Annotated in this window: 18 protein-coding genes and 1 riboswitch; of the genes, 7 read left to right on the top strand and 11 right to left on the bottom strand. The window is 48.9% G+C overall.

The features are described from left to right. Positions 1 to 2 precede the first annotated feature (2 nt). The 6 genes from MHN31_RS10175 to MHN31_RS10150 form a co-directional block, all read right to left on the bottom strand. Positions 3 to 935 carry a hypothetical protein gene (locus MHN31_RS10175; protein ID WP_239444219.1) on the bottom strand — a complete coding sequence of 311 codons (933 nt, stop codon included), beginning with the start codon at positions 933 to 935 and terminating at the stop codon, positions 3 to 5. A gap of 70 nt (positions 936 to 1,005) precedes the next feature. Further along, entirely contained in the window at positions 1,006 to 2,700 is a 1,695-nt protein-coding gene (locus MHN31_RS10170) for a thiamine pyrophosphate-binding protein (protein ID WP_125558390.1), read from the bottom strand. A gap of 17 nt (positions 2,701 to 2,717) precedes the next feature. Beyond that, positions 2,718 to 4,211: an FAD-dependent oxidoreductase gene (locus MHN31_RS10165; RefSeq protein WP_125558388.1), complete on the bottom strand. Its 1,494-nt coding sequence runs from the start codon at positions 4,209 to 4,211 to the stop codon at positions 2,718 to 2,720. Between the two features lie 24 nt (positions 4,212 to 4,235). Then, positions 4,236 to 5,066, bottom strand: coding sequence for an alpha/beta hydrolase (locus tag MHN31_RS10160; protein WP_125558386.1), 831 nt, complete (start codon positions 5,064 to 5,066; stop codon positions 4,236 to 4,238). A 595-nt stretch (positions 5,067 to 5,661) separates the two neighbouring features. Further along, a complete protein-coding gene (locus tag MHN31_RS10155; protein ID WP_239444218.1) occupies positions 5,662 to 6,570 on the bottom strand; it encodes a 2-dehydropantoate 2-reductase in 909 nt (302 codons plus the stop codon). Further along, on the bottom strand, positions 6,563 to 6,916 hold the full coding sequence (locus tag MHN31_RS10150) for a VanZ family protein (RefSeq protein ID WP_194866612.1): 354 nt from the start codon (positions 6,914 to 6,916) through the stop codon (positions 6,563 to 6,565). Before MHN31_RS10150 ends, MHN31_RS10155 begins: the two co-directional genes overlap by 8 nt. 169 nt (positions 6,917 to 7,085) lie before the next feature. Here MHN31_RS10150 and MHN31_RS10145 point away from each other — a divergent pair, with 169 nt between their 5' ends. After that, the gene (locus MHN31_RS10145) at positions 7,086 to 7,568 is read left to right on the top strand and encodes a YajQ family cyclic di-GMP-binding protein (RefSeq protein ID WP_010383320.1); all 483 of its coding nucleotides are present in this window, start codon (positions 7,086 to 7,088) and stop codon (positions 7,566 to 7,568) included. A 101-nt stretch (positions 7,569 to 7,669) separates the two neighbouring features. After that, positions 7,670 to 7,857, top strand: a riboswitch (cobalamin riboswitch). A gap of 37 nt (positions 7,858 to 7,894) precedes the next feature. Next, the gene (locus MHN31_RS10140) at positions 7,895 to 9,766 is read left to right on the top strand and encodes a TonB-dependent receptor (RefSeq protein ID WP_239444217.1); all 1,872 of its coding nucleotides are present in this window, start codon (positions 7,895 to 7,897) and stop codon (positions 9,764 to 9,766) included. Positions 9,767 to 9,824: 58 nt separating this feature from the next. Here MHN31_RS10140 and msrA read toward each other — a convergent pair whose 3' ends face one another. The 3 genes from msrA to MHN31_RS10125 are packed head-to-tail and all read right to left on the bottom strand — an operon-like array spanning position 9,825 to position 14,521. Continuing rightward, complete coding sequence (msrA, locus tag MHN31_RS10135; RefSeq protein WP_138536767.1) at positions 9,825 to 10,358, bottom strand: peptide-methionine (S)-S-oxide reductase MsrA; 534 nt, start codon at positions 10,356 to 10,358, stop codon at positions 9,825 to 9,827. Next, positions 10,358 to 13,468, bottom strand: coding sequence for an efflux RND transporter permease subunit (locus tag MHN31_RS10130; RefSeq protein WP_239444216.1), 3,111 nt, complete (start codon positions 13,466 to 13,468; stop codon positions 10,358 to 10,360). The genes msrA and MHN31_RS10130 overlap by 1 nt, the downstream gene beginning before the upstream one ends. Positions 13,469 to 13,471: 3 nt before the next feature. Next, entirely contained in the window at positions 13,472 to 14,521 is a 1,050-nt protein-coding gene (locus tag MHN31_RS10125; RefSeq protein WP_239444215.1) for an efflux RND transporter periplasmic adaptor subunit, read from the bottom strand. A gap of 245 nt (positions 14,522 to 14,766) precedes the next feature. Here MHN31_RS10125 and MHN31_RS10120 point away from each other — a divergent pair, with 245 nt between their 5' ends. From MHN31_RS10120 to MHN31_RS10100, 5 genes are all read left to right on the top strand, one after another. Further along, positions 14,767 to 15,483 carry a DUF2982 domain-containing protein gene (locus tag MHN31_RS10120; RefSeq protein WP_125558374.1) on the top strand — a complete coding sequence of 239 codons (717 nt, stop codon included), beginning with the start codon at positions 14,767 to 14,769 and terminating at the stop codon, positions 15,481 to 15,483. Positions 15,484 to 15,495: 12 nt separating this feature from the next. After that, complete coding sequence (locus MHN31_RS10115) at positions 15,496 to 15,828, top strand: hypothetical protein (protein ID WP_125558372.1); 333 nt, start codon at positions 15,496 to 15,498, stop codon at positions 15,826 to 15,828. 141 nt (positions 15,829 to 15,969) lie between these two features. Continuing rightward, positions 15,970 to 17,655: a DUF1566 domain-containing protein gene (locus MHN31_RS10110; RefSeq protein WP_239444214.1), complete on the top strand. Its 1,686-nt coding sequence runs from the start codon at positions 15,970 to 15,972 to the stop codon at positions 17,653 to 17,655. Continuing rightward, positions 17,655 to 18,194 carry a DUF1566 domain-containing protein gene (locus tag MHN31_RS10105; RefSeq protein WP_138536775.1) on the top strand — a complete coding sequence of 180 codons (540 nt, stop codon included), beginning with the start codon at positions 17,655 to 17,657 and terminating at the stop codon, positions 18,192 to 18,194. Before MHN31_RS10110 ends, MHN31_RS10105 begins: the two co-directional genes overlap by 1 nt. A 176-nt stretch (positions 18,195 to 18,370) precedes the next feature. Beyond that, on the top strand, positions 18,371 to 19,096 hold the full coding sequence (locus MHN31_RS10100; RefSeq protein ID WP_125558366.1) for a YggN family protein: 726 nt from the start codon (positions 18,371 to 18,373) through the stop codon (positions 19,094 to 19,096). Here the strand turns inward: MHN31_RS10100 and MHN31_RS10095 are convergent. Together MHN31_RS10095 and MHN31_RS10090 are read right to left on the bottom strand one after the other, a co-directional pair. Then, on the bottom strand, positions 19,083 to 19,925 hold the full coding sequence (locus MHN31_RS10095; RefSeq protein WP_239444213.1) for an amidohydrolase family protein: 843 nt from the start codon (positions 19,923 to 19,925) through the stop codon (positions 19,083 to 19,085). The genes MHN31_RS10100 and MHN31_RS10095 overlap by 14 nt on opposite strands. Next, positions 19,922 to 20,650: an SDR family oxidoreductase gene (locus MHN31_RS10090; protein ID WP_194866606.1), complete on the bottom strand. Its 729-nt coding sequence runs from the start codon at positions 20,648 to 20,650 to the stop codon at positions 19,922 to 19,924. The genes MHN31_RS10095 and MHN31_RS10090 overlap by 4 nt, the downstream gene beginning before the upstream one ends. Positions 20,651 to 20,652 lie beyond the last annotated feature (2 nt).

The following is a 20,652-nucleotide window of genomic DNA, read 5'->3' as shown; positions in this document are numbered from 1 at the left end:
GATTAAGAAACCTTTTGATAGAGAGCCAGGTATTCAGGAAGCGCCTGGTGTGAGTTCAGCGCGTGCATATCGACCAGTTTGAACCCATATTGCGCCATTTCCCGGTGCCATGTTGTTGCGGAGCGCAGTCGTGTGCGTTGCGCGGCAGCTTGCTGCCAGGATTGCCCTTCAAACAGATTGGTCCAGTCATTCAGCACTGCCGCAAAGTGCTGTTGCACAGGTTTTTGTACGTCATAGAGGCGCATGGCAAGGTGACCACCAGAGGTCATTTTTCGACTCAGCCCTGACATCATCCCGGTAAACATCCCTTGGCTGTAACAGTGTGGGCCGTCATAAATGGCAGCCAGTTGCAAATGGGTGTCTTCGTTCAGCGCCAGTGCGTGTTGATCTACTTCAGTGGTTGTGGCGATACTGATCACATCGGATCGCGCGATGGGACTGTAACTTGCCGGCATAGGCCGGGTAACAGTCAATTTGCGACCACTCACCTGTGGCAATTGAGCAATGGGATCAAAGCTGCTGTTGGGTAAGCCAAAACTGATGTAACCGTCTACCGGGACTGCAGTGATGAGATCCTGTAATGACTCAATACACTGGATTTGACGATCCTGATAGCGATGCATGTTGATCAGATTCAGGTTCATTGAGTTCTGCGTCACTAGTTCGTTAAGGCGCGTGTAGATGGCGTGCTCACTCTCTAGTTGCGCGATACATTGGATCGCCTGTGTATGGATCTCGGCATCCTGATAAAGGTGTAGTTGCTGAGCCAGAATGGGCAGCAATTCAGTCAGTCGATTTTTGTCCAGGTAGAGTGCATGATAGCTATTCTCCTGATTTAACAAGGCCCTGACTAACGGAGAGGCTGCAACCTGACAACCAGTCAGTCCTGCAAGTGCGAAACTGCTTTTTAAAAACGTACGCCGCGACAATGTCATCCTTATACCCTTGTGCTGAAGAGGCGTAAACGCCTCTTGAAACGATTAAAAGAATAAATATCTGATTGGCTTAAATACCCAAGAAAGCGCGGTTCTCGGCCGGCAGATCTTTCATTGGGATCTGTGCTGCAATAACGCAGGGTTGATCCGGACGAGCATGTGCGTGATGCAGTGCGCCCAGCAGATCATCATAACTGGTGACCCTGAGGCCAATTCCGCCATTGTAGACATGGGGCATGTTTTCGTACTTCCAGCCGTTAAGCATCACGTAGTCCAGTGGGGCTTTGTTCGGCTCAGTAAAGAAAGTGCCATCGATCAGGAACTGCTCAATGGCATACGAACCGTTGTCGATGATCACTATGATGCCAGGTATCTGATTCTGGACGAATGACGAGAAGGCTTGCGACACCATTTGGAAACCGCCATCACCTGTCACTATCAGTGGCCGTTTGCCTGTTGCAAAGTAAGCGCCGATTGCGGCGGGTGTGCCCTGACCGATTGACAACCAGATGGGGTTTGAAAGGAAGCATTGGGTATCCAGTACCGGAATATCTGCTCCCGGGAAACTGGCCAGGCAAGTGTCCAGGCTGATGTAATAAGGATCAGGTTGTTCCGTCAGGAAGTCACCAATCGCAGCAAAGATGCCGTCGTGACCGAGCGTGCCGTTATACGGGTCATCACCCAGTTTGGATTGCCATTGTGCACGGCGATCCTGATACGTTTGTCCTGCTACGGTAGGGATTTGGCGATCTGTGTGAGTCAACTCAGGTAACTGATTCAGTGACTCTAAAGAGGCGCCCAGTGACAGTTTAGGCAGCACCTCGGTCCCTATCATGGCTTTATTGAATGCGACACGAAGCAGTTTGTCGCCCAGAGAGGTGACCATGTAGCGATGGTCAATACCGAATAAACACCCGAGGGCAATGACGCAATCTGACGATTCAACGCCCTGAGTCACAGTGGACGGTGCCAGATCGCTATCATAAACGCCGCAGAACAGCGGGTGAGATTCACTAACCAGTGATTTGGACAATAAGGTGGTATAAAACGGCAAGTTTTGTGCTTCAACAAATCGCATGGCCTCATCGATTAAGCCAAAACGCACCAGCTCAGCTCCTAACAAGACCACCGGATTGCTTGCCTGAGCAAGTTTGTCGGCGACGGCCTGCGTGAAGGGTCTTGCTCCTCGTTTAAAGCGCTTCGGACTGTAAGCCAGGTTAGGAGAAAAATGACCAATCGGTTGTTTCCATAGATCTTGTGGGATCTCGATGTAAACCGGACCTGAGCGTTCAATGGCCATGATCAACAAACGATCGATGCGGTCTGCTGCGCCTTCCAGAGTGCGGATCTCCGCTGCACCCAGAGTTAGCTTACGAAACACTTTCAGGTCTGTTTTGCCAAATCCGGTTGAGTGGGAGAAGAGGACGTCATATTCTGCTTCCAGGCGTAAATCTTTGTCTGTTGGGCCACCATTGATCACTGCCAATGGCACGCGTTCAGTGAGGGCACTGGCAATGCCGTTTGCCATACTGAGCGTACCAACGCCATACGCGACCGATACCGCACCGATTGCCCCTTGTCTGCCGTAGCCATCAGCAGCATAGCCGGCTTCCAGCTCGTTGACTGTATTCACAAACTGCATATCCGGGTCGGCTACCAGGCTATCAATAAAATCTGAGCATGAAGTGCCGGGCACCCCAAATACGTGATAACAACCAAGTTGCTTTAGTCTGAGCGTAATAAACTCAGCAACAGTGTAAGACATGTTCTTTCCTTAAATAGTTATGCTTTTTGACTTATGTACTGGACGGCTTCCAGCGCCGATACCAGGGCACCCTGGATCCATGAGTGGTAAAGGGAGCAATGTTCCCCGGCGAAACATAAGCGCTGTTCAGGCGCACTCATCAGTGCGTAATAATCCTGATGATCTCTGGGGTTAAAAAAGGCGTAAGCGCCTGCTGAATGGGTGTGGTTCGTCCAGCTCCAGCGCAGCACACTCAAAATATCGTCGCGTTCGATATAGGGATGCACTTTCTTCAGCTCAGTGTAAATAAACTCTTTAAGCTCGAAGTTATTCAGTGTGTCGACCCGGCGTGCATGCTGGCCCCAGGTGTAAGATGCCAACAAGTAACTGGGAGAGCGCGATACCTGAGGATCTTTGCGTTGCGCGTTGTCTGCCGGGAACCAGGTATGGCCCAGGCCCACATCATAGATGGTACTGCCGCCATAAATCCCTTCGTTGAGTTCCCAGAAACGGTTTTTCGTTCGGATAAGCACTTTGGTCGCTGAATCATAATTGACCTGTGCAAATGCCCGGGACTTGAGTGGGTTGATGGACTGGTTAAAGTCTACCTTGCCGAGCACACCAAAGGGCAGTGTACAAATGGCAAAGTCTGAACGCAGTGTGTGTTTAGAGCGATCTCTGAGCTGGTACGTGACAGCAACACCACTGGCCTGGTTGTCGATAGCGATTACCCGCGCACCCGCTTTAAACTGCACGCCATGCTGGATCTTTTCGAATAGCTTGCGAGGTAACAAGTCGGTGCCCCCAACGACTTCGTCGAAGCCATCAAACCAGACGCGCTCCAGCTCTTCTCTGAGGTGCTCGGAAAAGGACGTTTGCATCAGTGTGGATACACCATAAATGGCACTGACATATTCCAGTGCATCGAGGCTTAAGCCGGCTGCAACGAACGCGTCTTTTAATGACATGTCATCCAGTGCTTTGAGCCTTTCGCTGTCTAGTGTTCTGTTATAAAGCGCCTTTTTTTCATCACTGCTGAGTGAATTGAGGACCTCGGTGACCGCGATTTCCCACATGTTGTCGGCAGACATTTTTTGCTCCGCCGGACTGAGGGTAAAATGCTGTTTTAACTGTTCGAACCCGGCTTCACTGCGGGGGACTTTCTGACCTCGGATCATGGCAAAGGTCTTGTCATTTTCCTGAACGAAATGGCGCATTTTCAGCCCCATTTCGCGGATGTAATGGCGAGTCAGATGATGCTCTGTCGGGATCCGCATTGCGCCCAGCTCCGCGTATAATTTGTCAGACTCTCGCAATGTTCTGACACGTCCGCCAATGTGACTGGGATCGGCTTCCAGCAGGGTGACTTTTGCCCCCAGTCTCAACAGCTCATAGGCTGCGCTGAGGCCTGCGACACCTGCACCAATGATAGTCACAGTAGGTCGTGTGGTAAGACTGTTGTCTTGCAATGCTCGCACCTTGTTGAGCACAACCAGCGGATCAGGAACAATGTTTGAAATACCTTTTTGCATACTTTTCAATCCTTGTCTGCATGTTTAAAGTTGCAAAGCCTGAGTGATGACTTCAGCCAGTTCAAATGGTTTGGTGAGCATGGGCAAATGGCCGGAATCCAGGCTGTAGGTCTGCGTAATACCAATGGACTCAGCAATTTTCTTTTGTGAGGACAGAGAAATAATCTTGTCCTGAATGGCAAAAACATAGGCTTTATTAATTGGCGCCAAAGTGGCTTTGCTCAGCATCACTTTGCCATCTCCGGTAATGGCTGGCTCATCGACTGAGTTATCCAGTACAAACTGTTGCTGGGATTTGCTGTGTGTTTCAGTGAATGAAGATAAATAGGCTGAAGTGTCGGAAATCTTCATCCAGCCATCTTCATATGTGATCCCGGAAAAATAATGATCTTCATCCTGTTTGCTTAGCAGCGCAAAAGGCTTAGCGCCTTCTATCGGTGCAACGGCACTAACATAGACAATGTCACTGATGTTGACATCATTACATAGCGTGATGGCTTTGTGTACAACGGCACCGCCCTGGCTATGTGCAACCAGTGCCAGTGGTTGGGGATACGATCGTAAATGTGTACACAAACTTTGAGCTGCATGATCTAAGGTGATGGATTTAGGATCTATGGTGGTTTTGCGCCCGGGTAAGTCAACGACGTAGTTGCTGATCCCTTTCTTTGTCAGTTGAGATTGCACCGTTGACCAGGCGGTTCCTTTCGAATGCGCGCCATGAATAAATATGACAGATTTTTTATGGGCGTCTGTCTCTTGAGTAAGAGATTGCACAGGTGCTTGTTGAGAAGTGCTATTACAGCCACTCAAAATAACAGCACAGCTCAATGGCAACCAAACCTTTGAGTTCATATTAAATCCTTCTTGATTAAAGTAAAGGCTGTTGAAATCGCGGGCATGGTAGCAAAAAAAATTCCCAATATTAAGCACGGTTTATACTGTGTTTTCTTGGTGTTTACATTCTGTAAACCTTTGAATTGCGTATTATGTTTTGAATGCTGATTGAGTGGGTAAACTAAAAATGCAGATTTAGAGGGTAATTATTCAGTCTGGTTTGGGCGTTATAAAATAGACTTTTGTCTAATCGATAAGAAAAAATATTTCATGCTTACCGCGTCGCTTGCAGGACCTGATACTAAATTAGTCTCCATTATCGAACCATTTACATGCTTTTTATTCACGAGCATCATTTGACAATGAATAATTCATGCATGCTCTGTAGCGTGACAAATGTGTCATTTTATCGCTTGACGACGACTCTCTGTCTGGGAGTGCATAAAGTGACATTGCATCATGACAGCTGATTGTTGTAAAAACTGCAGAAAATCTAAATAAAAATCATTACCAAAAATTTTGAATTTTATGAGCCAGAGGCATTTTTTGGTCGCTCAGGTTACTTTTTACAGAATAAAGTCGTGAAAATAGTGCGCTGAGAAAGGTCTTGGTACTACTTATGAATGGGATGTAGTGATTGTACTTGCTTGAGCAGGCGAGCATTGTGGGGGGCGGTGATCCCCAATTGTTTTGCCAGTTCGGTGACATAGCCGCACATAGCATCGATTTCCGTACGTCTGTGGTTGCTGACATCCTGAGCCATTGAAGAAAAATTGCCCGCCGTCAGTGTCATTACCTGATAGGCACGCGCAAGCTCTTCGTTAAGTTTCAGTGGTACTCCGATATGATTGGCAATCGTGCAGGCCTCATTTAACACAGACAATACCTGACTGGCGTAGCAAGGTGCACGCAGGCGACCGTTTTTGAGCCCGGTAAGGGCGCTGAGCGGATTGATAGCAAGATTGACACACAGCTTTTGCCATCGCAACAACTGAATATCACTGGCTAGTTCTGCGTCTTGTAATGTAGGTTCAAGAAGGTGTTTAAACACCCTTTGTGCGCGCTGCTGTGCGACTGGGTTACAGGGACCAAACAGGCTTTTGCCGGGGCCGGTATATTCAACGGTTGTGCTGTCAGGCTTCCACCCACCCATACTGGTAGAAAGAAAAAACAATCCTTGCTGCTCGTTAAGTGCATCGGTGATGGGCGCCAACGCCTGGATCCCGTTGTGGCTCAAAATGACATTGGCATCCTGAGTAAGATGAGGCTTTAGCGACATAAAGGCGTCAGTAAGCTGATAGGATTTAACCGGGATAATACATAGTGAAACAGGCTGTTGTTGTTGCGCCAGGGCTTGCCAGGTCACGCACTTTACGGCCAGCTGTTTGCGCTGTAGATGCGTTTGGAAAAATACCGCCTCAGTAGGTGTTCGGGTGATCAGGGTAACCTGATGGGTGTTTGCCAGTTTTTCGGCAAGTAACAAGCCTATCGCTCCTTTGCCGACTATAAACAACTCAGACATATGATTTGCCTGTTTTGCGGCAGTAGATCCAATAGACGGCAAAGTAGCTGATGGCGCCCGCAAGATCGGCCATAAAGTCTCCCCAGGAAGCTTGACGATAGGGGAGTGAGTCCTGCATCCACTCAATGCCAGCACCGTAAAGCGTTAGCAGTACCAGATGAAACCAGATCTTAAAGCGAAATGCATGGTGAGAGAAAAACGCCAGTATGAAAAATACCCCAAAGTGGGCGACTTTGTCGGCGTGTTCAAATCTAACAATTTGATTGGTCTGGATCTCTTTGGCAAACAAAAAAGTGCAAACGGCTAAAGAGAGTAATAACAGGCATTGATAAAGTCGACGCGCCACAAATACTTCCAAATCATTAGGGGTGAAAAATCCAGTATATCATTGAAATCTGAAAATGGGATGAAGCTACGCAATTCCGTTCCGAATTATAAAACGCGTGTTCAGAGGGTGGTCGCGCCGTGGCCTTTGGGTTGCTATAATCCGGAAAAACATTATCCAGGAGCTAGATATGCCTTCTTTTGACATTGTGTCTGAAATTGATATGACTGAGGCGAGAAACACTGTTGATAACGCCGATCGTGAACTGAGCACGCGTTTTGATTTTCGTGGTGTAGAAGCCTCATTTGAGCTGAACGATGAAGTGATCACGCTGAAAAGTGAGTCAGAACAACAAGTGATGCAATTATTCGATATGTTGGTAGGGAAAGCGGCAAAGCGTGGCTTGGACGTGGCTAGTTTTGAGCTTAAAAATGTCGAAAAGTCGGGTAAGTACGTGTCACGTAAAGTGATGCTGAAGCAAGGTATCGACAAAGATATGGCAAAGAAAGTGGTTAAGGCCATCAAAGACTCGAAGATCAAAGTGCAAGCTTCAATTCAGGGCGAAACAGTGCGCGTGACTGGTAAAAAGCGTGATGATTTGCAAGAAACCATGCAATTGATCCGCGGCGCAGAGCTTGGTCAGCCTTTCCAGTTTAAAAACTTTCGGGATTAATCACGTAAGTTGAACCTTTCTTGTGTTTGGCATGCTAAAGATCAATAAATATTTTTTAGCATGCTAGACGTCCGTTGCTTTTTATTCCCAGATCTTCGACAATAGCGCCAATTTTTCAGGGTGTCAGATCAGGAGCCTGGAGCCTCTTAAAGATCTGAATAATCGGGAAGCTGGTGCATGCCACAGGAACAGGCATTAGTCCGGCGCTGCCCCCGCAACGGTGAGCTTATCGCAACTAAGAGGTTGTGGTAAGTAAGTCCGGAAACCGGCCCTGAAGCATACTCAATAGTTGTAATTCACGCGGTGGGCGTGGATCAGGGGAACCCATGTTTAAAAAATCTACTTTAACCACAGCCATGCTGGCTGTGCTGCCTTTCTCAGTGTTGTCTGCGCAAGACATTGAACATATCACGATTACAGCGAACAAATTTGAACAAGCCAGTGTGGACACATTGACCTCTGTAGCGGTTGTTGAGCGTGCTGAAATTGAGCGTGCTAATGTGCGTGATGTACCTACTTTGCTTAACAATTTAGCTGGTATTGATGTGGTGCGCAGTGGCGGTTATGGCCAGAAGGCCAGCGTCTTTGTACGTGGTGCCGCGACTAAATATACCTTAGTGTTGGTGGACGGTGTACGGATCAGTGATGCCAATTCGGGCGACGTGTCTTTTACGAATATTCCGGTAAACAGCATTGAGCGCATTGAAGTACTTAAGGGCGCACGCGCGGCCATTTATGGCTCTGACGCGGTTGCCGGGGTGATTAACATCATTACCCGTGAACAGAAAGGTCATCAACTGGCACTGACTTCGGGCAGTCGCAACTATGGCGGTGCTCAGTTGGCTGGCCAATTTGAGGCAGATAAGCTGACAGTGAATTATCACTTTGGTTATGAGAGCACAGATGGTTATGACGTGACAGCCAAAGATCCCGCAGCACCGCGAACTAAAGAGCATGACAGTGATGCCTATGACAACACCAATATGGGCATTAAACTGGGCTACGACCTGGCGCAGTACGGCCAACTTGCGCTCTATGCACAACACAGTGAGGGAGAAGCGGATTACGACTCATCATTTGGCAATGACGCGTACAAGTTTGATAATTACACCACTAAGCTGGCGTGGCAGAAGCAATCGGATGTCTTGATCCAGGAAGCCTCTATCAGTCTGGCCCAGGAAGAAAATACCCAGTTCCTGTCGGTTGTACCAGATGGCACCCCCCCCCCACCCAATGACGTTTACAGCACCAAGCGGGATGAAATTGAGTATCGCGCTCGCTACAAACTGACACCAGCTGTTCAGCTAATGGGCGGTGTGAGTCGCCTCAATGAGGACCTGTCTTCTTCCAGCGCACAATTCTCGATTGCTGAGCGTGATAATACCGCTGTGTTTGCTGCTGCTTTTTACGATGACAAGCGCTGGTTGCTGAATGCTGTCGTGCGCAGTGATGACTATGAACATCACGGACGTGCGAACACGTATACGGCTGATGTTGGCTTCAGAGCATCCGACATCGTTACCTTTAGGGTCAATCATGGCACCGCATTTCGTGCCCCCAGTCTGACCAATGCGTTTGTCAAAGACAGCCCCTGGTATCTGCCTAATATCGACATTAAGCCGGAAGAAGGTACCTACAATGAGTTAGGGGTGACGGTGGATACGGCCTCGGTGCGCTATGATGTGGCCATCTTCGATAACCGCATTGATAACCTGATCAGCAATGAGTTTGACGCGCAAACAAACAAGTATATTCCTGCTAATGTGGGCCGTGCGCACATGAAAGGGATTGAGTTAAGTGCACAGTTTTCGGCGCTGGGCCTGGAGCATGCAGCCAATCTGACTTTGCTGGATGCCAGAGACAAAGAAAAGCGTGAAGACTTGCCTCGTCGCCCGGGCAAAGCATTTAACTATGTTCTGTCTAAGCAGTGGGATAAACTGGATGTGAGACTGGCGATGCAATACCGTGATAAACGTCCGTCGATCAGCTACTTTGATACCGATCTGCCGTCTTACACTGTCTTTAATCTCAGTGCCAATTACCAGTTGCTTGAACCCGTTGCATTGACAATGAGACTGGAAAACCTGACTGATAAGGAATACTTCACCTCTGTTGCCAGCAAAACGGCCGACGGTACCTTGTTACCTTATGAACCGCCGGGCAGACAGATCTATGTGGGTACCCGGATCACCTTCTAATATATAGGGGGCATAAAAAAGGAGGCTTAGCCTCCTTTTTTGATCTGAAGCGCTGAACTCATGAGTTGAGATGCTCAGCAAACTTCTCCGCGAATGCGGCTAGTTTGGGCGCTATCATCACACTACAGTAACCCTGGTTAGGGTTATTGGTGTAGTAGTCCTGATGATACTGTTCAGCCGGGTAAAAATGCGTATGGGCCGTCACTTCGGTCACTATCGGTGCATTCAGGGTGGGGGTTAACTGTTCGATATGGTGCTGAGTTAACGCCCGTTGCTCTTCTGAGTGATAAAACACCACGCTGCGATACTGAGTGCCAATGTCATTGCCCTGACGATTCAGTTGGGTTGGATCATGGAGCGCAAAGAACATGGCTAATAAAGCTGAGAAATCGATCTGCTGAGGATCAAAGCTGATCTGTACCACTTCGGCATGACCGCTTTGACCGGTGCAGATCTGCTCGTAGCTGGGGTCGTCCGTGTGGCCGCCAGCATAACCTGAGGCCACGTGCGTGACGCCTTTGACTCTGCGAAAGGCGGCATCGATACACCAAAAACAACCTCCACCAAAGGTGGCAATACACTGATTCATCATTAAATCTCCCGTTCCTGTTGTGTATGAGGGTGGGCATCATGTTGTTCAAGCAACTTGTCGCTGGTGGCCTGTGGTGACTGAGTGCGGCGTGCGAGCATGCTGTATGCACAAGGGATCACAAACAGTGTTAAAATGGTTGCAACACTGACCCCGGCAAACACCACCACCCCGATCACCATACGGCTTTCAGAGCCCGGACCCGACGCCAGCACCAGTGGGATGGCGCTCATTACCGTTGTCAGTGAGGTCATAATAATGGGCCTGAGTCGCTGTACAGCAGCATCTATAATGGCCTGTTCGAATGCAACCCCTTTGTCTCTGAGCTGGTTGGCGAACTCTACGATCAGGATACCATTTTTAGCACTGAGGCCAATCAGCATGACAATCCCTATCTGGCTGTAAATATTCAGCGAGCTGTCGGTGGCGTACAGACCAAACATAGCACCCACCAGGCCCAGCGGGACCGTCAGCATGATCACCAGAGGATGAACAAAGCTTTCAAATTGTGCGGCCAGCACAAGGAATGTTACGGTCAGGGCTAAAATAAAGACATAGGTCATGGCCGATGCCCCTTCATAAAACAGCTGGGATTCGCCTTTATAGTCAATGGCACCGTCAATGTCATTTTCTTCCGTAGCGACCTGATTCAGGAAGTCCAGCGCCTGCTCCAGCGTGTAGCCAGGTGCCAGGTTGGCCGTGATGGTGATTGCACGCATTCGATTGTAGCGATTCAGGCGAGAGGCCGTCGCTTCTTCACGAATGGTGATCAGGCTATCCAGCGGCACCAGCTGATCGCTCCGCGAAGTAACATAAATGTCAGCAATGTCATGGGGCGCACTGAAATCGGCCTTAGTTCCTTTGAGGATCACATCATATTCCTCACCCCGGTCTATGAAGGTGGTGACGCGACGCTGGCCCAGCATGGTTTCGAGTGTGCGACCAATATCACTGACTGAGACACCCAGATCGGCAGCCTTCAGCTTGTCGATACTGATCAAAAATTGTGGAAAGGTTTCTTTGTAGTCATGGTCGAGTCTGACCAGGCCCTGATTTGTGCGTGCACGTTTTAGAATACGATCCCGCCAGTCGACCAGCTCGTCGTAGTCATTGCCTTGCAACACGAACTCGATGGGACGAGACTGGCCCCCACCACCTATGCCGCGACGCATGATGGCAAAGGCGCGCACATCGGTGACATCACGCATTTTACCGCTTATTTCACCCATCACTTCCCAGGTTGAACGTTTACGTTCATCCCAATCCGGCATGCCCACAATCGCGACGCCGCCACGGCCTCCCCAACCAGGCACCCTGACCAGCACGCGGCTCAGTTCTTCCTGTTCAACATAAGGCAGTAAGCGCTGCTCAATTTCAGCCATATTGGCAGCGTTATTTTCATAACTGGCCCCTTCAGGACCATTCATCATGATGAAGAAGGTACCCCGGTCTTCTTTGGGCGTTAGTTCTGAGGGGATCTGCTGGAACAGCGCATAGCTGGCAAACCCGGCCAGTGCAAGGGTTAGCAGCAGGCTATAGCGACGGGTAATGTTGTCGCTGATCACATTACGATAGCCAGATTCAAGGCGGCCAAACTGCCTGTCCATCCATTGCGAGAATTTGCTTTCTTTATTGCTGGCCTTCAATACCTTAGAGCACAAGGCTGGTGACAGGGTGAGTGCCGTGATACTCGAGAAAATCACCGCCGCACTGACGGCTAAGGCAAATTCGGTAAACAAGGCACCAATGCGTCCTTCCATAAATACCAGCGGGACGAACACCGCTACTAACACGAGTGTGGTAGCGATAATAGCAAATCCGACCTCGCGGGCACCCCGGTAGGCAGCAAGTAATCTTGGCTCACCTAGCTCGATACGGCGGTGGATGTTTTCCAGCATCACGATGGCATCATCAACCACCAGGCCGATGGCGAGCACTAATGCCAGCAGGGTGAGCAGGTTGATGGAATATCCCATGGCGAACAAGAAAGTAAAGGTCGCGATCAATGCAATTGGCACCGTGATGGCTGGGATCAGTGTGGCACGAATGTTACCGAGAAACAGAAATATTACTAGTACCACGAGGCCCATGGCTATGCCCAGGGTGCGATACACTTCAATGATGGACTCGCGAATAAACACCGATGAGTCATAGCTGTCCTGAATGGTAGTTCCTTCAGGCAGGTTACGCTTGATTTTTTCCAGCTCTTTACGGGCATTGTCGACCACGTCCAGGGTATTGGCTTTGGCTTGTTTGACGATGCCCAAACCTATCATATTCTTGCCGTTACCACGGAAGGTGCTTTCCACATCGGCCGCTTCCAGACGCACATCGGCGACTTCACCCAGCCTGACCAGGTAACCCTGCGCGCCGCGCTTGATCACCAAGTTGTCAAAATCTTCCTGAGTTTTGTAGCTACGTGCAATACGCACAGCGAAGTCGCGATCCAGAGACTCAATTTCACCGGCGGGGAGCTCGACATTTTCATTACGCAGCACTTGCTCAATATCGCTGGCGGTAATGTCTCGGGCTGCCATAGCACGTCGATCCAGCCAGATCTTCATGGCATATTTACGTTCACCGCCGATCCGTACGTTTGATACACCATCGACCACCGCCAGTCTGTCAACAATAAAGCGCTGGGCGTAATCTGACAGTTGCAGCGTATCCATGGTTTCACTATTGAGTACGAACCAGGCAATAGGGCTTTCATCGCTGTTCGATTTGGACACCTCCGGCGGACGAACTTGCTCAGGTAGTCGGTCCAGCGCACGTGATACACGCTCTCGCACGTCATTGGCTGCGGCGTCGATATTACGATCTATGTTGAATTCAATGGTGATATTCGAGCGACCATTGCGGCTGGAAGACGTGATGCTTTTAATACCTTCAATGCCCGAAATGCGATTTTCCAGTACCTGAGTGATTTTGGTTTCAACCACTTCGGCAGACGCGCCAGTGTAATCGGTGCTGACGCTGACGATGGGGGTTTCGATATCTGGATATTCGCGTAGCGGCAACATGGTAAAGGCCACTAAACCAAAGGTGAGCAGCAGCAAATTGATTACGATGGCAAAAACGGGCCGCTTTACGGCTGTATCTGTGATCCGCACGATTTACCCCTTAACCACAACGACACTGCCGTTACGAATTTTGGTGGTGCCTTCGGTGATCACCTGCTGGCCTGCAGACAGGCCATCGACAGCAACCCAGCCCTGGAAGCGAGATAGTACACTAACTTGTTGTTGTTTGGCTTTGCCTTCACTGATGGTATAGATGAAGTGCTTATCTTGTCTTGGGATCAGGCTCTTCTCTGGTACCATCAACGCATTCAGCTCACCCAAAAACAGCGATACGTGTAGCAACATGCCGGGTCTGAGCTGGTCTTGCGGGTTGTCAAAGCTGGCTGTGACGCGAATACTGCGGGTGCTGTCGTCAATACGCGGGTCTATATGGGTAATGATGCCTTCAAACGTTTTATCAGGGTACGCATCACTGGCGGCCGATGCACGCATCTTAAGCTGGAGCTGTGCCAGATATTTTTCCGGGACCTGAAAGTCGACTTTGATGATGCTGATATCATCCAGTGTCGCCAACACACTATTGTTGTCAACAAAGCTGCCCACAGACACTAAACGTTGACCCAATATACCGCTGAATGGGGCATAAATGGCCATTTCGGCGAGTTTGGTACGTGCTGTTTGTAACTGGATCTCCAGTGCATCCACGACAGCATGCTGGCTGTCTAGTTGGGAGCGGGCTGCGGACTGGGTTTTGGCCAGTTCTGTCAGGCGTGTTAACTGACGTTGTTCTTCTTTGAGGTTGACTTCTAGCTCTTGCACTGCCAATTGCTCTTTAAGATCTTGCAGTTGGGCAAGTTTATCGCCACGCTTCACTCTGTCTCCATCATCAAAGTACAATGCACTAATGTAATCGCTTTGGGCGCTGGTCACATTCAGAGCGTGATTGGCGCGTGCTGAGCCAATGGCATTAATCGTAATATCCCGGCTCTGCTTTTCTATCGTAACAGCGGCTACTTGGGTTGGTGCGCCAGAAAATGATTTACTATTCCCATTACTGGCAGGCAAATAGAGATAGCCGCAAAGGGCAATAAGCACTAAAATTATAAAAGGAAAGAGGGCTTTACCCGATTGACTGGCGCGCATAATTGATTCTCGTTGACTGCGGGGCTTTAGTGTACAAAAATTCCAAATAGAGCAAATCGTCGAACGTCCTGTATATTTGTGCGTTAACCGAAAAGCGGGTGGTCGGGTTCGCTATATGTGGAATTTTGTACCCAAAAATTAAGGCATTATGAAAAAGTCTAAGCCATGCCCAAGATGTTTGAAAATACGTAAAATGGTGATCTGGGGGATCATTATGTACGGTTTTTATTTGTGGTTTTATAGTTATGGTTGAGCCGGTCCGATTACGTGCATTGGCTAATCGCCACAGCATTGAGTTTATGCTGGTTGGTGCAATAGCGCTGATTGTTATCATGGTGTTTGTCACCTTACGGGCAACGCCGATTTCCGTGCTTGAAATTGCATTGGCGAGTGCCGCGATTGTTGCGATTATGCTGGGCTTTCTGAAAAGCCAGCAACCTTATTATAGTATTGAAATGAGCCCCGGGCAGCTGGTGTATCACCACAAATTCGGTGAACTCTTGCTTGAGCATAGTAATTTTCATTCCAGCGGGGTACCAAGTGTCACTCAAGGAGTTGAAACGCTTGAGTTAAATGTCGTAGGTATTAAACTAAAGGATATTGATGTATTTTTATCCCACCTGACGCCCAGGTTGGCGGGAAAATTACTGATAGAACAGCGGAATATTTTTTTACAAGCTGTTAAAATACATTGCAGTAATGGCAATTGCCCATCAGAATGGTTGATAGAAGAGGCGAGTTACACCTCTGAAAACGGTCAACATTATTCTGGATTAATGGCGATGTTTGCAAACCGGATGCAAAACTTTAAGACGCTGACAGGCTACGATTTAATGTTGCCTGCCAATGTACTGGACAGGGATATCTGGCAATTTGCCACTGTCATGAATCGTTGGAAGTTAACACCCGAAGAGGTGGTCAAAAACTTGCATAGTGAGTTGGCTACCTCAGCAATGAAGTAACAGGATAGATAGATGAGCTTTGATAAAGCTTTTATTAAAAGTGGTCGCAATACCCTTATCCATAAAGAGAAAAAGCTCGATTTAGTAGTCGTGAACGGAGAGAATCACCCGAAAATTAAGGTGACTCCTACTGGCTTGGTGCCGTTTAAAGAAGAACTGCCAAGAAACCGTCGCGAGGCAAAAGAGCGTTACTTAGAGGTAGTTCACGTGGCCAGCGTGGATGTGTTCGGTGAAGTTAAGAGGCTGTTGTTTATTCAGGCGCTTGATGGGCGTGAGTATAAGGTAGATTACAGCAAGATAGGCACAAAGTTGTTTGTTCGTATCCACCAGGATAGTTACCTCTAAGCTTTTCAAATGTTCACCACTTTGCACGTACAGTAGAGGCGAGCCTCGTCTGTTGCGCACACTCCCCTGGCATAGACCAACTATTTTGTTGGCAGTGAACACATCACTGTGCAACGAATAAGTAACTTTTTAGGAGTTACCATGCTGAAGAAATCAGTACTGGCTTTAGGGCTTACAAGTGTCTTAAGTGCATGCGGCGGGGGCTCTGATGGTAATGAAAATCCGACAATCAGTGTTAGCGTTAACGCCGGCTCGGACATTACCGTCAACGAAAAGACAGAATTTACACTTAAACCTTTGGGTTCACCTTCAGGTGGGGTGTTCAGCTGGCAGATTGTTTCCGGCCCGGCTGTGGATGGCTTTCCGCAAGAAGGGGCTGAGCTGGCGGTCACTGCGCCGGATGTAAAAGGAGACAGCGAGATCGAGCTTAAGGTGAGCTATATGGCACCTGATGGCACTTCTGCCAGTGACACCCTGATCGTGAAGGTGCTGTCTGTTAACTTACTACCTAGCGCCAAAATTACTCAAATAGCACCCGAAGACGGGGCCGCAAAATATGCAGATACCATTACCTTGTCTGCGGCAGACTCCAGTGATAATGACGAAAACGGCAGCATAGTGGCATACCAATGGAAAATGCTTGAAGGACCCGCCACGGTTAAAGCTGAACGTACCGATCAGGTCACGCTGAGTTTTGTTCACCCCTTATTGGCTGAGGCTGACACCGTAAAGTGGCAGCTTATCGTGACGGATGATGAAGGTGCCAGCGCAACCTCAAGCACGCAGCTTTCTTTGGCGGCCAATGATGAATTGGTACTGGCGAACGCTGGTAGCGATCAACAAGTTCAAGAATTGGATACTGTGACGCTGGACGCCACCAAAAGCGTGACTGTTGACGGTCAGTTTTCTTGTCTTTGGGAGCAGGTCAGCAATGGCAGTACAGTCAGTCTGGCTGATGAGCGCGCTTGTGAAACCACCTTTATGGCGCCGCTGAAAAGTGGCAATCAGGCCACCTCAATTGATTTTAAAGTGACGGTCACCGATAGTGCACAGCGCACCGGTTCAGATACGGTGAACATTGAAATTCTACCCAAACCTCTGGGCAAGTTGAATGATACCGGGACCTCTAAGTGTTATAACAACAGTGCAGAGATCAGCTGTGGGAATAGTGACTTTCCAGGCCAAGATGCTGAACTGGGACGTGACGCTGTGGTGCAGTTTTTACCCAAAAGTGGTGAGGGTAATCAGGCCTTTGATTTTACCAAATTCAGTGCGGAATTTGAGCCGCTGACAGCCGATGCCACAGACTTCAGTTGTGTACTGGACAATGTTACAGGCCTGATCTGGGAGGTCAAAGAGGTAACCGCAGGGATTTTGCCCAATACCAGTGAACGCAATGCGCAAAACCACTATACCTGGTATCTGTCTGAGGGGGCCAATGTTACGCCGGGTGCAGCAAACTCAACGTGTCCACAGGACACACACTGTGGTGTACAAGCTTTGATTAGTGCTGTTAATGACGCCAGTTTCTGTGGTGGTAACAACTGGCGTTTACCGACCTATATGGAGTTGGCGAACTTGCTAGATCACAATAGCAGTGGTGAATATTTACTCGACCCCGATTATTTCCCTCACGTTCCGGCTGAAGCTTTGTTGGGCCATCAGTATTATTGGACGACGCAAACCAGTGTGGACGGTACTGATGGTAAAGATGATAACCTGGTCAGGGCGCTCGTCATTGATATGAAAACGGGAAATGATGTAACGCGTAATAAGTCTCAGACCGCCTATGTTAGGCTGGTCCGTCGTTACGGGGAGGATGACTAATGAAAAAGTTGATTCTATGTGCCGTCGCGCTGGGTGGTTTGAGCGTCAGTCAGGTAGTCAGTGCATCGCAAATTTGTGCTTCTGAAGGGCCTGTGCCAGACACAACGCCCTCGGAGCAGTTTGTGGTTAATGCCGATGGCACAGTGTGTGACAAACAAACCAATTTGATGTGGCAACGTTGTACATTTGGACAGGTATACAATAGTGAGAGTAGCAGCTGCGATAACGTTGCACAGGAGTTAAGCTGGCAGCAGGCACTGCAAACCGCCAGTGCGCAGGAATTTGCGGGTTACAGTGACTGGCATTTACCCAATGTGAAGGAACTGGCCAGTATCGTTGAGCATCGCTGCGTTAAACCGTCCATTAATGAAACCATTTTTCTCGAGACACTGGAAAAGAATTACTGGTCCAGTACCACCGTTGAAGGGACACCAGCGAATGCCTGGTTGTTTTCTTTTGGTGATGGCAAGGTCAGTAATGTGTTTAATAAAAGCTCTCAGGCCTATGTTAGATTGGCCAGATATGCTTTCTGTGAATAGCTGAAACGGTTAATCGTCCTGTGTTCATGCCGTTAGGCGCAAAAATTGGCCAGTCCTGCCGCAAACTGGTGGGTTGGCCGCATTAAATTTGCTACGCTCACGTTATCTTAAGGTGGAGGTGGCACGTGTTCTCCCTACGTATTAAACAATTCCTTTTACTACCTGTATTGTGGCTCATGTCCACACCGCTTCAGGCTGCAGGAAAGTGTGATGTTGAGCTGGGCCATGGCCTGATCATCACAGATTCAGAGATCCGGATTGTGGATAAAAACCAGACCCGGGTGCAGATTAATAATGATAATCAGCTGCTGATTAGGGGTAAGTGGATCCGTTTGAGTGATCAGGATACGCAACTACTAAATGAGTATGCACTTGGGATCCGTGACACAGTGCCTGAGCTGGTCAATCTGGCCACGGATGGTGTGAATTTGGGTCTGAGTGCCATAGAGCAGGTGGTTGAGGGGATGTCAGACAACGATCCAGAGGTGTTAAAAACCCAATTGCAATATGTTGAGCGTGCCTTGATGGATAAGTTTAAACGGGGCGAGGATTTCTATTTTATTGCCCCTCAGTCGCTGTCTAAAATTGATGATTTTTTTACCAAAGAGATCAGCGAACGTATCCACTCTGCTGTCCACGGCTCTTTGGGGGCCATTTTAGTGTCGGTGGGGGATGCATTCAAAGCCCGGGAAGGCAATATCGAAGATCGTTTCAGTGATATGGGTCAGCGTATGGAGATCATCTCCAGTGAGATAGATAAATCTCTGAAAAAAAAGGCCTATCAGCTGGAAGAGAAAGCCGATGAATACTGTGAGTGCCTGAATGCGCTGGATAAAACAGAAACCCGTCTGCAAAGCATCGTGCCCAGTCTCGCGGCTTACGATTTAGTTAAGATCCGTTAAATCCATACCAGCGTTTGGCATTGGCATAACTAAGCTGGTGCCACAGCTGTTCATCGTGCTGGCACAAGGCCTGGTAGCGTTGCCAAATCGCTTCATAACTATGTTTGATCAGGCATACCGGGTGATTTGACGCAAACATCACCCGCTCGCAGCCAAACAGGGCCAGCAAGTTGTCTAACTGGGTTTGCAATGGCAAAGGTTGGTTCAGCAATTCATGCCCGGAAAATTTGATGGCGCAGTGCGGGAGTTTTGCCAGTGTTTTGGCATTGTCCAGCCAATTATCGCCCTGACCAACCAAGCCACTGTGGTTCAGGACAATCCGCAGCTGTGGCAGCTGGTGCGCGATGTCATACAGATGTTGCGCTACGTCCTGATGGGTAAGCTCAAATTGAGCTTCAAAGTGCAGTCCACTGTCACTGAGATATGCAAGGTTATCGGCTACGCGAGGATTGAGCAAACGCATTGCGTCCTGACCCTCAGTAATATCCCGAATGGCAACCAGGTTAGGGTGTTTCAGGGCATCCAATTGGGTGCGAAACTGTGTGGCTGGGGCATCTATCTGAGCATAACTCACCGCTTTATAGCGCGGGGCTGGTAAGATCTCAGCCAGCCAGTCAAGCTCTCGACTAGGCTGGTCGTTATCAAACCCCGCCTCGATGTGGACACATCCCTCTAGGCTAAAACCGCTCAGGTTTAACAGCGCAGCAGGAAGGTGGTCCTGACGGATCAGTTCCAGATTTGGCCAAGGGGGCGGCGTGTGTTTCAGCCAGTGATATTGACCCTGTTGGAGTGAAAAGAAATGGAGATGTGGGTCAATAATCTTATTCATCGTGCTGTATATCCGCCGTCTATGGTTTGCAAACTGCCAGTAATAAAGCTGGCGTCGGGACTGAGTAAAAACGCCACCAGTGCAGCGACTTCATCCGCCTGACCGAGTCGGCCCAGAGGTTGAAGCGCGGCCTCTTCGGCAACTATCACTTGCTTATCTGCACCACTTTTGTCGCAGTAACGGTCGATGGCCTGGTGAAACAATGGCGTTTCTATGGTTCCCGGGCACACGGCATTTGCACGAATATTGTAGCTGGCATAATCCAGTGCGGTGGTTTTCGCCATAGAGGCTAACGCAGCCTTGGTCAGGTTATATGCAAAAGAGTTGGGTTTGCCAACCAGCGCCTGATCAGAAGAGATTAAAACGATACTGCCATCGCCTTGCGTCTTCATGGTTGGCAGCACTGCCTGAATGGCGCTGTATGCGCCTTTGACATTCAGGGCAAAAAGTTGATCCAGGGTGTCTTCATCCGTGTCCTCTATGGTAGCACTGAGGTGTTTGCCTGCGTTCGAAACCAGCGCATCAACGCGTCCGGTGGTGGCAATAACCTCTGCAATGGTATGGCGTACTGCATTGACGTCACTGACGTCACAGTGACGATATTCACCATGCGGTGCATTTTGAATGTCCAGATTAAAAACCTGATAACCTTGATTGAGCAAGCGTTCGACAATAGCTTTACCAATGCCGACGCTGCCACCGGTTACAATGGCAACTTTTTGCATAT

Source organism: Pseudoalteromonas sp. McH1-42, from assembly GCF_022347845.1.
Lineage (GTDB): Bacteria > Pseudomonadota > Gammaproteobacteria > Enterobacterales > Alteromonadaceae > Pseudoalteromonas > Pseudoalteromonas rubra_D.
Note: the sequence above shows the minus strand (reverse complement) of the source record. Positions and strands in the feature narration are given on the sequence as shown.

Excerpts from the sequence above, each read along its gene's own strand:
- MHN31_RS10175 (WP_239444219.1), bottom strand. The coding sequence starts at position 935 with ATGACATTGTCGCGGCGTACGTTTTTAAAAAGCAGTTTCGCACTTGCA.
- MHN31_RS10170 (WP_125558390.1), bottom strand. The coding sequence starts at position 2,700 with ATGTCTTACACTGTTGCTGAGTTTATTACGCTCAGACTAAAGCAACTT.
- MHN31_RS10165 (WP_125558388.1), bottom strand. The coding sequence starts at position 4,211 with ATGCAAAAAGGTATTTCAAACATTGTTCCTGATCCGCTGGTTGTGCTC.
- MHN31_RS10160 (WP_125558386.1), bottom strand. The coding sequence starts at position 5,066 with ATGAACTCAAAGGTTTGGTTGCCATTGAGCTGTGCTGTTATTTTGAGT.
- MHN31_RS10155 (WP_239444218.1), bottom strand. The coding sequence starts at position 6,570 with ATGTCTGAGTTGTTTATAGTCGGCAAAGGAGCGATAGGCTTGTTACTT.
- MHN31_RS10145 (WP_010383320.1), top strand. The coding sequence starts at position 7,086 with ATGCCTTCTTTTGACATTGTGTCTGAAATTGATATGACTGAGGCGAGA.
- MHN31_RS10140 (WP_239444217.1), top strand. The coding sequence starts at position 7,895 with ATGTTTAAAAAATCTACTTTAACCACAGCCATGCTGGCTGTGCTGCCT.
- msrA (WP_138536767.1), bottom strand. The coding sequence starts at position 10,358 with ATGATGAATCAGTGTATTGCCACCTTTGGTGGAGGTTGTTTTTGGTGT.
- MHN31_RS10125 (WP_239444215.1), bottom strand. The coding sequence starts at position 14,521 with ATGCGCGCCAGTCAATCGGGTAAAGCCCTCTTTCCTTTTATAATTTTA.
- MHN31_RS10120 (WP_125558374.1), top strand. The coding sequence starts at position 14,767 with ATGGTTGAGCCGGTCCGATTACGTGCATTGGCTAATCGCCACAGCATT.
- MHN31_RS10115 (WP_125558372.1), top strand. The coding sequence starts at position 15,496 with ATGAGCTTTGATAAAGCTTTTATTAAAAGTGGTCGCAATACCCTTATC.
- MHN31_RS10110 (WP_239444214.1), top strand. The coding sequence starts at position 15,970 with ATGCTGAAGAAATCAGTACTGGCTTTAGGGCTTACAAGTGTCTTAAGT.
- MHN31_RS10105 (WP_138536775.1), top strand. The coding sequence starts at position 17,655 with ATGAAAAAGTTGATTCTATGTGCCGTCGCGCTGGGTGGTTTGAGCGTC.
- MHN31_RS10100 (WP_125558366.1), top strand. The coding sequence starts at position 18,371 with ATGTCCACACCGCTTCAGGCTGCAGGAAAGTGTGATGTTGAGCTGGGC.
- MHN31_RS10095 (WP_239444213.1), bottom strand. The coding sequence starts at position 19,925 with ATGAATAAGATTATTGACCCACATCTCCATTTCTTTTCACTCCAACAG.
- MHN31_RS10090 (WP_194866606.1), bottom strand. The coding sequence starts at position 20,650 with ATGCAAAAAGTTGCCATTGTAACCGGTGGCAGCGTCGGCATTGGTAAA.